Below are 12,214 nucleotides of genomic sequence, written 5' to 3'. Positions count from 1 at the left end.
AAGCGACGCGATTACGCAGAGTGGTCGACGGGTGGGAAATGTGCCGGAGTGGGCGTTATCTGATGGTTGTGCGTCAGTAGCCGAAGGCACGTTCCGTGTTCGCGCCGAGGGCCGCCGCCAGCGCGTCCTCGTCGATCCCCCGCACGGCGGCCATCGCACGCACCGTGATCGGAATGAGATAAGGGGCGTTGGGCCGTCCGCGGTACGGCACCGGTGTCAGGAAGGGCGCGTCGGTCTCCACGAGGACCAGTTCCAGCGGGGCCACGGCGAGGGCGTCGCGGAGATTGCCGGCGTTCTTGAAGGTGACGTTCCCGGCGAAGGACATGTAGTAGCCGGCGCGGGCGCAGATCTCCGCCATCTCCGCGTCGCCCGAGTAGCAGTGGAACACCGTCCGCTCGGGCGCGCCCTCCTCCTTCAGCACGCGCAGCACGTCCGCATGGGCGTCGCGGTCGTGGATGACCAGCGCCTTGCCGTGCCGCTTGGCCATCTCGACATGCGCGCGGAAGGACCGCTCCTGTGCCGCCTTGCCCTCGGGCCCGGTACGGAAGTAGTCGAGTCCCGTCTCGCCGACCGCCTTCACGTGGGGCAGCGCGGCCAGCCGGTCGATCTCGGCGAGCGCCTCGTCGAGCCCCGCGTCGCCGCCCGGCTTGCGCGCCCCCTGCCGGGACCATCCGTCGGGGTCGCCGTGGACGATACGGGGGGCTTCGTTGGGGTGCAGGGCGACGGCCGCGTGCACGGCGTCGTGCGCCGCCGCCGTGTCCGCCGCCCACTGCGAGCCGCGTACGTCGCACCCGACCTGCACGACCGTGGTCACGCCGACCGCCGCGGCCTTCGCCAGGCCCTCCTCGACCGTGCCGGACTGCATGTCGAGGTGGGTGTGCGAGTCCGCGACGGGCACCCGGAGCGGCTCGGGCAGCGGCGGTGCGGCGTTCTTGTCGGACGTGTTCGAAGGCATGCCCCGATCCTACGAAAGGGGCACGCCTCCTCAGCGGGCGACCGGATCAGCTCGCTTTGCGCTGGAACACGTGCAGCAGATCGGAGAGGTGCCAGTGGTGGGGTTCCCGGGCGGCGGGCTCCGGCACGTCGACCGGCTCCGCCTGACCGGGCAGCGGGCGCGGGCGATGCGCGGCCTCCCGCACCGACGACACCTGCCCCGCCCGCATGATCCGTACGACATGGTTGTCGCAGTTCTGACAGGTGGGCCGGCTCAGCGGCGACGGCACGACCCGCCCGTCGGCCACGTACAGGACGAACTCACGGTCCTCGGCGTCCTTGTGGTGCTCTATCTCGTACGACTGCTCCCAGCCATGCCCGCAGCGCATGCAGGCGAAGGAATACGACTCGTTCACGACGGCTGTCGCACCATTGCGGAGGCCGGACTGCCCTGCGATCTCACTCATGCCAGCTCCTCTGGTCCGCTGGACGGGGGACGGATTGCGTCCCTTCGACCAGTGGACTCCTCCACCGGCATGAACGCTCGGGGCCTGTCGAGTGTTGGAGGCGATTTGGCGTTCCCTTGTGGAAGGCCCCCGAACACCGGGTCTGCGCTTTGCCATTCGCAACAGTCTTTTGCCCACACATGGGGCGCATACTCAAGGGAGATGCGCCCTGCTCAGAGCACGTTTACGCCCCTCCTGCGCCCTTACGCCCCCGCGTTTCCCGCCCCCTCACGCCCCGCGTTCTTCGCCGCCACCACCGCGTCGAAGACTTCACGCTTGGGCACCCCAGCGTCCACCGCCACCGCGGCGATCGCCTCCTTGCGCCGCTCCCCCGCCTCCTCGCGCACCCGCACGCGCCGCACCAGTTCCTCCGCGTCGAGTTCCCCGGCCCCCTTCGCGGGCGCCCCCTCGACGACGACCGTGATCTCGCCGCGCACGCCCTCGGCCGCCCACACGGCCAGCTCGCCGAGCCCGCCCCGCCGTACCTCCTCGTAGGTCTTGGTCAGCTCGCGGCAGACGGCGGCCCGCCGGTCCGCGCCGAACACCTCGGCCATCGCGACGAGCGTTTCGTCGATGCGGTGCGTGGACTCGAAATACACCAGCGTCCGCTGCTCGTCCGCGACCTCCCGCAGCCGCGACAGCCGCTCCCCCGTCTTGCGCGGCAGGAACCCCTCGAAGCAGAACCGGTCGACGGGCAGCCCGGACAGCGCAAGGGCGGTCAGCACCGCCGACGGCCCGGGCACCGCGGTCACCCGGATGTCCTGTTCCACGGCCGCGGCCACCAGCCGGTACCCGGGGTCGGACACCGACGGCATCCCGGCGTCCGTGACGAGCAGCACCCGCGCGCCGCCCAGCAGCTCCTGGACCAGCTCGGGCGTGCGAGCGGACTCGTTGCCCTCGAAGTACGACACCACGCGCCCCTTGGGCGTCACACCGAGCGCCTGGGTGAGCCGCCGCAGCCGCCGGGTGTCCTCGGCGGCGACGACATCGGCGCCGGCCAGCTCCTCGGCGAGGCGGGGCGGGGCGTCGGCGATGTCGCCGATGGGGGTACCGGCAAGGACCAGGGTTCCGGGCGCAACTGTCACGTTTCCATCCTCGCAGCCCCCATGCGCGGGACTCCCACAGAAGGGTTCCCTACGATGGCGCGGTGACCAGTACAGCGTCGTCCATGGACTCCACGGACACCCGCCAGGGCGAGGCCCTGCACGACCAGCGGCCGTCGTGGCAGCAGCGGCTGCGCCGTTTCGGCTATTCGGCAGGGCCCAGAACCGATGTGCGGGACCGCCTGACGCCGCCGTACACCCGGCCCGGCCCGCGCCTGTGGGCGGCCATCGGACTGCCGCAGGCGCTGGTCGAGCGGCTGATCCGCTGGTCGGGCTGGGGCGGTCCGCTGCTGGTGACGCTGTTCGCGGGCGTGATCCGGTTCTGGAACCTGGGCAACCCGAAGGCGGTGATATTCGACGAGACGTACTACGCCAAGGACGCGTGGGCACTGGTCCACCGCGGGTTCGAGGTCAACTGGGACAAGAACGTCAACGACCTGATCCTGTCGTCGAACGGCAACGTGCCGATCCCGACGGACGCGTCGTACGTCGTGCACCCGCCGGTCGGCAAGTACGTCATCGGGCTCGGCGAGCTGATGTTCGGCTTCGACCCGTTCGGCTGGCGGTTCATGACGGCGCTGCTCGGCACGCTCTCGGTGCTGATGCTGTGCCGGATCGGCCGCAGGATCTTCCGCTCGACCTTCCTCGGCTGCCTCGCGGGCGCGCTGATGGCGGTGGACGGACTGCACTTCGTGATGAGCCGCACCGCGCTGCTCGACGGCGTGCTGATGTTCTTCGTGCTCGCGGCCTTCGGCTGCCTGGTCGTCGACCGCGACAAGGCGCGCGAGAAACTCGCCGCCGCGCTGCCCGCCGACGCCGACGGCCGGGTCCGCCCGGACGCGTACACGGCCGAGAACACCAAGTTCGGCCTGCGCCCCTGGCGCCTGCTCGCCGGGCTGATGCTGGGCCTGGCCATCGGCACCAAGTGGAACGGCCTCTACATCCTCGCGGCCTTCTGCGTGCTGGCCGTGCTGTGGGACGTCGGCTCCCGCAAGGTCGCCGGCGCCCGCCACCCGTACCAGGCGGTACTGAGGCGCGACCTGGGCTGGGCGTTCCTGTCGACGGTGCCGGTCGCCGTGGTCACGTACATCGCCTCCTGGATCGGCTGGATCCTCTCCCCGACGGACGGCACCGGCGGCTACTACCGCAACTGGGCCGCGACCGACGGCAAGAACAGCGACTGGTCCTGGCTGTTCCCGGACTGGTGGCGCAGCCTCTGGCACTACGAGCACCAGGTGTACGAGTTCCACGTGGGCCTCTCCTCGCCGCACACGTACCAGTCGAACCCGTGGAGCTGGATCGTCGACGGCCGCCCGGTGTCGTACTTCTACGAGTCCCCCTCGCCCGGCAAGGACGGCTGCCCGGTCGACGCGGGCGAGAAGTGCGCCCGCGAGGTGCTCGCCCTCGGCACACCGCTGCTGTGGTGGGTGGCCGCCTTCGCGCTCCTGTACGTGCTGTGGCGCTGGTTCTTCCGCCGCGACTGGCGCGCGGGCGCGATCGCCTGCGGCATCGCGGCCGGCTACCTCCCCTGGTTCATGTACCAGGAGCGCACCATCTTCTTCTTCTACGCCGTCGTCTTCCTGCCCTTCCTCTGCCTCGCCGTCGCCATGCTCCTCGGCGCCATCATCGGCCCACCGGGCTCCACCGACACCCGCCGCGTGGCAGGCGCGACGGGGGCGGGCGTGCTGGTGCTGCTGATGGCGTGGAACTTTATTTACTTCTGGCCGCTGTACACCGGGACGGCGATCCCGATCGACGACTGGCGTTCACGTATGTGGCTGGATACCTGGGTCTGATTCAGTCGGCTGATCTCCGTTCGGACAACATACGGAAACTCCCCTCACAGTTCCCTCCCCCGCCACTTACAGTGCGAGCACTGGAACGGGGAGGGAGCGCTTCATGCGCAAGGGGGTCAAGGTCGCTGTCATCGGTGGGGTGTTCGCCGTGATGGTGGGAGGGGCCGGGTACGGCGCGTTCAACGTCGTGTCCGCGCTGAACGGTGACGGGGGCTCGGCGGGGGCGAGCGAACCGGAGGCGGTGAGGACCGGGCCGCCGAGCGGTGCGGAGGTCAAGGAGACGACGGCGAAGTTCTTCGCGGCCTGGGAGAAGGGGCAGGCGGCGACGGCGGCGTCGTACACGAACAACGAGGGCGTGGCCGGGCAGTTGTTCACCGCCTACGGCCAGGACGCGCACATCACCGGCGTGAAGATCACGCCCGGTGCCGCGGCCGGCGCGACGGTGCCGTTCACGGTGAAGGCGACGGTGTCGTACGAGGGGAAGTCCAAGCCCCTGGCGTACAAGAGCACGCTGACCGTGGTGCGCGGGAAGACCACCGGGAAGGCGCTGGTCGACTGGCAGCCGTCCGTCGTCCACCCCGAACTGAAGCGGGGCGACACGCTCGTCACGGGCGAGGCCGCGAACCCGCCGATCGAGGCCGTGGACCGCAACGGAACCGTGCTGACGGAGGACAAGTACCCCTCGCTCGGCCCGATCCTGGACGAACTCCGCAGCAAGTACGGCGCGAAGGCGGGCGGTACGCCGGGCGTCGAGCTGGCGATCCGGCACGAGGCCGCAGAGGCCGCCGACACCTCGCTGCTGACCCTCGCGGAGGGCAAGCCGGGCCGGCTGCCGACGACGCTCAGCGCGAGCGCGCAGGCCGCGGCCGAGAAGGCGGTGAAGAGCTTCGACGAGTCGTCGGTGGTCGCCGTCAAGCCCAGCACCGGCGAGGTGCTCGCCGTGGCCAACAACCGCACGGACGGCTTCAACGCGGCCTTTCAGGGCACCCTGGCCCCCGGCTCCACGATGAAGATCATCAGCGCGGCCACGCTCATCGACAACGGCATCACCAACGCGAACGGCCCGGCCCCCTGCCCGTCCGACGCGATGTGGCAGAGCCAGACCTTCCGCAACCTCAAGGGCATGACCCCGAACGAGAACGCGACACTCTCCGAGAGCTTCGCCCGCTCCTGCAACACGGCGTTCGTGAAGTACGCGGACGAGGTGAAGGTGGACTCCCTCACCAAGGAGGCCCAGGACCGCTTCGGGCTCGGCAAGGACAACTGGAAGGTCGGCATCCCGTCCTTCGACGGCCGGGTCCCCGCCTCCGGCGGCCCGGACACCGCGGCCAACATGCTCGGCCAGGGCCAGGTGCAGATGAGCCCGCTCAATATGGCGTCGGTCACAGCGACCGCGATGACGGGGGCCTTCCGGCAGCCGGTCATCGTGGCGCAGAGCCTCGACGACCGGGTGCTCGCCACGGCCAAGGGCCTGTCCGCGGACACCGTCGGCCAGTTGCGCGCCATGATGAACCGCACCGCGACCAGCGGCACCGCCGCCGGCGCGATGTCCGGGCTGACCGGCAGCATCGGCGCGAAGACCGGCTCCGCCGAGGTCGACGGGAAGACCAAGTCCAACAGCTGGTTCACCGGTTACCGCGACGACATCGCCGCCGCGGCAATGACCGAGGAGGGCGGACACGGCAGCGACGCGGCCGGGCCGATTGTCGCAGCTGTGCTACGGACCGGCGGCTGAACGGGCGGAGGAACTCACCCCCACAGGACGGGACTCTAGGGTGGTTGCCGTCGTTGATGAGGTGCATGAGGGCAACGGGGACCCTGGGGATTTCGCGGAGGATTCGGGAACTGTGGGCAACAGAAGGCGCGTCGCCGAGCGACGGAACACGAAGAAACCCGCCGTCATCGGCGGGACGATCGCCGTGGTCGTCATCGGCGCCGGAGTAGGCGTCTACGCGCTGTACGGCGCCGGGGCCGCGGCGGACGACCGGACGTCACCGACGGCGGCGAGCGCCAAGGAGAAGGCGGTCAAGACCGGCCCGCTGTCGGCGACCGAGGTCACCACGACGGCCCGCACCTTCCTCACGTCCTGGCAGCAGGGCAAGGTGACCACGGCGGGCGCCGCCACGAACGACACCGCGGCGGCCACCACCCTGCTCACCGGCTACACCAAGGACGCCCACATCGAGGGCGTCACCCTCACCACGGGCACCCGCACGGGCGACAAGGTCCCCTTCTCCGTCAAGGCGACGGTGTCGTACAAGGGCACCAGCAAGCCGCTGACGTACGACAGTTCGCTCACCGTGGTGCGCAACGCCAAGGACGGCAAGCCGTACGTCGACTGGCACTCCGCCGTCGTCCACCCGGACCTCGCGGACGGCGACACCCTCGTCACCGGCGAGTCCGGCACCCCGCCGGTCAAGGCGCTGGACCGGGACGGCGGGGAGATCACGACCGCCGAGTACCCGTCGATGGACACGGTGCTGGACGGACTGCGCGAGAAGTACGGCAAGACGGCGGGCGGCAAGGCGGGCATCGAGCTGCGGGTGATCCGCGGCAAGGCCTCCAAGGCCAAGGAACTCTCCGACGAGACGGTCCTCGAACTCAGCGAGGGCACCCCGGGCACGGTCAAGACGACCCTGGACCCGGCCCTCCAGGCCGCCGCCGAGGCTCAGGTGGCCAAGAAGGCGCAGTCGTCCGTCGTCCTGCTGCGCCCGTCGACCGGCGAGATCCTCGCCGCCGCCAACGCCTCGCACGGCTTCAACACGGCCTTCCAGGGCTCCCTCGCCCCCGGCTCCACGATGAAGGTCATCACCTCGTCGCTGCTGATCGAGAAGGGCCTGGCCTCGCCGGAGAAGGCACATCCGTGCCCGAAGTTCTTCACCTACGGCGGCTGGAAGTTCCAGAACGACGACAAGTTCGAGATCAAGGGCGGCACCTTCAAGGCGAGCTTCGCCCGCTCCTGCAACACGGCCTTCATCAGCCAGGCCCCGAAGCTGTCCGACGACGACCTGACCAAGCAGGCCCAGCAGGTCTTCGGCCTGTCCATGGACAACTGGGCGATCGGCGTGCCCTCCATGGACGGCTCGGTGCCGGTGCAGTCGGACGCCCAGATGGCCGCCTCGCTGATCGGTCAGGGCGGGGTCCGTATGAACCCGCTGAACATGGCGTCCGTCTCGGCCACGATCAAGACCGGCGTCTTCCACCAGCCGTACCTGGTCTCCCCGGACGTCGACAACCGCACCCTCGCGACCGCGTCGCGCACCATGTCCGCGTCCACGCTGTCCCAACTGCGCGAACTGATGGCGTACACGGCGGCCTACGGCACTGCGGCGGAGGCGATGTCGGGTGTCGCCGGTGACGTCGGCGCGAAGACCGGCTCCGCCGAGGTCGACGGCCAGAAGAAGCCCAACGGCTGGTTCACCGCCTACCGCGACGACCTCGCGGCCGCGGGAGTGGTCCAGTCGGGCGGGCACGGCGGCGAAACGGCGGGCCCGATCGTGGCGGCGCTGCTCAAATTGGGCGGCTGAGAGCGCCCCTTTAGGGGCGCGGGGAACTGCGCGACCAGCCACGACGGACTCGCAGACGAAGCACTAGTGAGCGACCGGCGTCGCTAGATACGTCCTTCGCAGGAACCGCATCAGCGCCTTCGTCTCGAACTGCACCACCGAGACACCTTGCGCGGAATGCAGTTCGACCACGGCCTGCACCCGGCCGCACGGCCACACACGTACGTCACCGGTGCCGACCGGCGCTCGCAGCCCCTGTTCCAGCAGGGCCCGCGAGAACGTCCACTCATGCGAGGCACCGGGCAGGCCGACCTGCACCGAACGCGGGTCGGCCTCGGGGTCGTAGCGCAGGACGACCGGAATCGTGTCGCCCTCCTCGATGGGGGCGTCCGTGACGATATGGGCTCGCGCGTACTGTTCGACTGCAGACATCGGACGGCCCTTCACCCTGCGTAACCTGTGCGAAAGCTGTGCATCCGCTCCCTCTCCAATGTCCCATATTTTGTCGATTACGCCTCTTGACGTCGTGCATCTCATATAGCAGTCGTAAATCTCACGTAGCCGATGTACGAGCCACTCGCTCTTGCAAGACAGTCGCAACAAGCCACATCATCAGACGGTGCACGTACCTGACGGATTCATAGACGCCCCCACCTCCGCCGTGACGGGAGTCGTCGCCGCCGCCGCAGTCGCGGTGAGCCTGCGCGGCGCGCGCCGGGAACTCGACGAGCGCACCGCGCCGCTGGCCGGCCTGGCCGCCGCGTTCATCTTCGCGGTGCAGATGCTCAACTTCCCCGTCGCGGCGGGGACCAGCGGCCATCTGCTCGGCGGCGCGCTCGCCGCGATACTCGTCGGGCCCTGCACAGGGGTTCTGTGCGTCTCCGTCGTCCTGCTCATGCAGAGCATCCTCTTCGCGGACGGCGGCCTGACCGCGCTCGGCCTGAACATCACGGACATGGCGGTCGTCACGACGGTCGTCGCCTACGGCCTCTTCCGCGGCCTGGTGAAGGTGCTGCCGCGCAGCCGTGGCTCCGTGACCGCCGCCTCCTTCGTCGCCGCCCTCGTCTCGGTCCCGGCGGCGGCCGCCGCCTTCACGCTCCTGTACTGGATCGGCGGCACCACCGACGTCTCCATCGGCAAGGTCGCCACCGCGATGATCGGCGTGCACGTCCTGATCGGCATCGGCGAGGCCGCGATCACCGCGCTGACCGTGGGCGCCGTGATCGCCGTACGCCCGGATCTCGTCCACGGCGCGCGTGACCTGCGTCAGCCGCTGCGGCTCCGGGTGAACGGCGAACTCGTCGACGCGCCCGCTCCCGAGGTCGCCGTGGCCGCCCGCACCTCCCACCGCAAGGTGTGGATCGGCGGTCTGGTCACCTCGCTCGTACTCGCCGGCTTCGTCAGCTTCTACGCGTCCGCGAATCCGGACGGCCTGGAGAAGGTCGCCGCCGACAAGGGCATCGACCAGAAGGCCGAGGAGCACGACATCGCGGACTCGCCGCTCGCCGACTACGGCGTCAAGGATGTCGAGAACGCCCGCCTGTCCGGGGGGCTGGCGGGCGTGATCGGCGTGGGCGTGACGGTGGTCGCCGGCACCGGCGTCTTCTGGGCGGTGCGCAGGCGTCGTACCGGCGACGCTCCGTCTCCCGTGTCCACGAGCGTCTGACATGGGAGCCGGACACGCCCACAAGCTCTACCGGCACGCGCACTCGCCCGTGCACGCCCTGCCGCCGCACACCAAGCTCGCCGCGGTGTTCGCCTTCGTGGTCGTCGTCGTGTCGACTCCCCGGGAGGCCATGTGGGCGTTCGGGCTGTACGCCGTGCTGCTCGCGACGGTGGCGTCCCTCGCGCGCGTGCCCGCCGGGTTTCTGCTGAAGCGGCTGCTGATCGAGGTGCCGTTCGTCGCGTTCGCGGTGCTGATGCCGTTCGTCGCGGAGGGCGAGCGGGTCGACGTGCTCGGCCTCTCGCTGAGCGTCAACGGACTGTGGGGCGCCTGGAACGTGCTCGCCAAGGGAACCCTCGGCGTCGCCGCGTCCGTGCTGCTCGCCGCCACCACCGACCTGCGGGAGCTGCTGCTCGGGTTGCAGCGGCTGAAGCTGCCGCCGCTGCTCGTGCAGATCGCGTCCTTCATGATCCGGTACGGCGATGTCATCGCCGACGAGATGCGGCGGATGAAGATCGCCCGCGAGTCCCGCGGCTTCGAAGCGCGCGGGATCCGGCACTGGGGCGTGCTCGCGAAGTCGGCGGGCGCGCTGTTCATCCGCTCCTACGAACGCGGTGAGCGCGTACATCTGGCCATGGTCAGCCGGGGGTACGCCGGTTCGATGCCGGTGATCGACGAGGTGACCGCGAACCGGGCGCAGTGGTCGTACGCACTGACCCTCCCGTTCGCCGCGCTCGTCGTCTGTCTGCTGGGATGGACGCTGTGACAGCTTCCCTGGAGGTCTCCGGCCTCGCCTTCGCCTATCCCGACGGCCACCAGGCCCTGTTCGGCGTGGACTTCTCCGTCGCGCGCGGCGAGCGGGTCGCGCTACTCGGACCGAACGGCGCCGGCAAGACGACCCTCGTCCTGCACCTCAACGGCATCCTGACCGGCGGAACCGGCACCGTGCGGGTCGCCGGACTGCCCGTCGGCAAGCAGCACATGGCCGAGATCCGGCGGCGGGTCGGCATCGTCTTCCAGGATCCGGACGACCAGCTCTTCATGCCGACCGTGCGGGAGGACGTGGCCTTCGGACCCGCGGCGGCCGGGCTGAAGGGTGCCGAGCTGGAGGCGCGCGTCGACCACGCGCTGGAGCTGGTCGGCATGGCGGAGTTCAAGGAACGGCCGCCGCACCACCTCTCCTTCGGCCAGCGCCGCCGGGTGGCCGTCGCGACCGTGCTCGCGATGGAGCCGGAGATCCTCGTCCTCGACGAGCCCTCCTCCAACCTCGACCCCGCCTCCCGCCGCGAACTGGCCGACATCCTGCGTTCGTTGGACGTGACCGTGCTCATGGTCACGCACGACCTGCCGTACGCCCTGGAGCTGTGCCCGCGCTCGCTGATCCTGAGTGAGGGTGTCATCGCGGCGGACGGCAAGACGGGCGAACTGCTCGCCGACGAGGAGCTGATGCGGGCGCACCGCCTGGAGCTGCCGTTCGGCTTCGACCCGCGCTCCGTGACCGCCCCGAACCGTCCATGACGCGTTTTTGTGACGGCCGTCCCCGGTCGTCCGTGACAATGGGCACGTGACGAACGAAGAGGACGCCGGTTCGCCGCTGCTGGACGAGCAGCTGTGCTTCGCGCTCTACGCCGCCCAGCGCGCGGTGACGGCCGCGTACCGTCCGCTCCTCGACGAACTGGGGCTCACCTACCCGCAGTACCTGGTGCTGCTGGTGCTGTGGGAGCGCGGCGAGACCACGGTGAAGGAGCTGGCGGCGGCGCTGCGGCTCGACTACGGCACGGTGTCGCCCCTGCTCAAGCGGCTGGAGAGCGCGGGGCTGGTGCGCCGTGACCGGGCGGCCCACGACGAGCGCTCGGTGGTCGTCGCCTGCACGGGCCGCGGAGAGGACCTCAGGGAACGCGCGGGCCGTCTGCCCGGCGCGCTGCGCGCGGCCACCCAACTCGGCGGCACCGACGTCGCCCGGCTCCGCGGCGAGTTGTGGCAGCTCGCGGGGCGGGCGCAGGCCGCGGCCGAGCGCTCCCGCTGAGCTCCGGTTACCGCGGGTTTCCACCCCCTGATGCCGACGCGGCCCATTACTGGCGAGTACCTTGTGCACGATGCACCTGCACACACCTGTGCTGCCCGCTGCCCCGTCCGACCAGGGGGAGGTCCTGCCATGATCGACGGCACCGCTGCCGACACCCGTCCCGACAGCCCTGTCGCCACCCGTCCCGACACCCGTCCCACGAAGATCGTGTTCGTCGCCGAGGCCACCGCCCACGGCGGCCGGGACGGCTATGTCACCAGCCAGGACGGCCAGATCGAGCTGAAGGTGGCGATGCCGCCCGAGCTGGGCGGCGACGGCAACGGCACCAACCCCGAGCAGCTGTTCGCGGCCGGCTACAGCGCCTGCTTCCACAGCGCGCTGGTCATGGTCGGCAGACGCGAGGGCTACGACCTGAGCGGCTCCACGGTCGCCACGAAGGTCGGCCTCGGCCCCAACAAGCAGCGCGGCTACGGTCTCGCGGTCGCCCTCAGCGTCTCGCTCCCGGTCCTCGACGCGGACATCGCGGCCAAGCTGGTCGACGCGGCCCACGAGGTGTGCCCGTACTCCAACGCGACCCGCGGCAACATCGACGTAACGATCCTCCTGGGCTAGCGCAACGAAGGAATCGCAGGCTTCAGAGGGGTGTTGCACCCACTGTCGCAGGTGATCCGGAGGGAAGTA

Annotated in this window: 12 protein-coding genes; 8 read left to right on the top strand and 4 right to left on the bottom strand. The window is 70.1% G+C overall.

Annotated elements, in window-relative coordinates; all coding sequences use genetic code 11:
- Positions 1-73 precede the first annotated feature (73 nt).
- The 3 genes from ACIHFB_RS33615 to rsmI form a co-directional block, all read right to left on the bottom strand.
- Complete coding sequence (locus tag ACIHFB_RS33615; protein WP_365276352.1) at positions 74-955, bottom strand: TatD family hydrolase; 882 nt, start codon at positions 953-955, stop codon at positions 74-76.
- Between the two features lie 46 nt (positions 956-1,001).
- The gene (locus ACIHFB_RS33610; protein WP_400128906.1) at positions 1,002-1,400 is read right to left on the bottom strand and encodes a hypothetical protein; all 399 of its coding nucleotides are present in this window, start codon (positions 1,398-1,400) and stop codon (positions 1,002-1,004) included.
- Positions 1,401-1,642: 242 nt separating this feature from the next.
- Positions 1,643-2,524, bottom strand: a complete 882-nt coding sequence (gene rsmI, locus ACIHFB_RS33605; protein WP_365276346.1) for a 16S rRNA (cytidine(1402)-2'-O)-methyltransferase — start codon at positions 2,522-2,524, stop codon at positions 1,643-1,645.
- A gap of 62 nt (positions 2,525-2,586) precedes the next feature.
- Between rsmI and ACIHFB_RS33600 the strand changes: the two genes are divergently transcribed.
- The 3 genes from ACIHFB_RS33600 to ACIHFB_RS33590 all read left to right on the top strand — a co-directional run bounded on the left by ACIHFB_RS33600 (position 2,587) and on the right by ACIHFB_RS33590 (position 7,865).
- Positions 2,587-4,338: a dolichyl-phosphate-mannose--protein mannosyltransferase gene (locus tag ACIHFB_RS33600; protein WP_400128905.1), complete on the top strand. Its 1,752-nt coding sequence runs from the start codon at positions 2,587-2,589 to the stop codon at positions 4,336-4,338.
- 103 nt (positions 4,339-4,441) lie between these two features.
- Entirely contained in the window at positions 4,442-6,073 is a 1,632-nt protein-coding gene (locus ACIHFB_RS33595) for a penicillin-binding transpeptidase domain-containing protein (protein ID WP_365276341.1), read from the top strand.
- A 112-nt stretch (positions 6,074-6,185) separates the two neighbouring features.
- On the top strand, positions 6,186-7,865 hold the full coding sequence (locus tag ACIHFB_RS33590) for a penicillin-binding transpeptidase domain-containing protein (protein WP_365276339.1): 1,680 nt from the start codon (positions 6,186-6,188) through the stop codon (positions 7,863-7,865).
- 63 nt (positions 7,866-7,928) lie between these two features.
- Here ACIHFB_RS33590 and ACIHFB_RS33585 read toward each other — a convergent pair whose 3' ends face one another.
- Positions 7,929-8,276, bottom strand: a complete 348-nt coding sequence (locus ACIHFB_RS33585) for an SsgA family sporulation/cell division regulator (protein WP_365276336.1) — start codon at positions 8,274-8,276, stop codon at positions 7,929-7,931.
- A 187-nt stretch (positions 8,277-8,463) separates the two neighbouring features.
- On the opposite strand from ACIHFB_RS33585, the gene ACIHFB_RS33580 reads away from it, so the two are divergent.
- From ACIHFB_RS33580 to ACIHFB_RS33560, 5 genes are all read left to right on the top strand, one after another.
- Positions 8,464-9,510, top strand: coding sequence for an energy-coupling factor ABC transporter permease (locus tag ACIHFB_RS33580; RefSeq protein ID WP_365276333.1), 1,047 nt, complete (start codon positions 8,464-8,466; stop codon positions 9,508-9,510).
- A 1-nt stretch (position 9,511) separates the two neighbouring features.
- The gene (gene cbiQ / locus ACIHFB_RS33575; protein ID WP_365276330.1) at positions 9,512-10,273 is read left to right on the top strand and encodes a cobalt ECF transporter T component CbiQ; all 762 of its coding nucleotides are present in this window, start codon (positions 9,512-9,514) and stop codon (positions 10,271-10,273) included.
- Positions 10,261-11,025 (top strand): ABC transporter ATP-binding protein, encoded by a 765-nt coding sequence (locus ACIHFB_RS33570; RefSeq protein WP_365276327.1) that lies wholly within the window; start codon positions 10,261-10,263, stop codon positions 11,023-11,025. The genes cbiQ and ACIHFB_RS33570 overlap by 13 nt, the downstream gene beginning before the upstream one ends.
- A gap of 46 nt (positions 11,026-11,071) precedes the next feature.
- On the top strand, positions 11,072-11,533 hold the full coding sequence (locus tag ACIHFB_RS33565; protein WP_400128904.1) for a MarR family winged helix-turn-helix transcriptional regulator: 462 nt from the start codon (positions 11,072-11,074) through the stop codon (positions 11,531-11,533).
- 129 nt (positions 11,534-11,662) lie between these two features.
- Positions 11,663-12,145, top strand: coding sequence for an organic hydroperoxide resistance protein (locus ACIHFB_RS33560; RefSeq protein WP_365276321.1), 483 nt, complete (start codon positions 11,663-11,665; stop codon positions 12,143-12,145).
- Positions 12,146-12,214: the final 69 nt, after the last annotated feature.

Source organism: Streptomyces sp. NPDC051963, from assembly GCF_044593495.1.
Lineage (GTDB): Bacteria > Actinomycetota > Actinomycetes > Streptomycetales > Streptomycetaceae > Streptomyces.
Note: the sequence above shows the minus strand (reverse complement) of the source record. Positions and strands in the feature narration are given on the sequence as shown.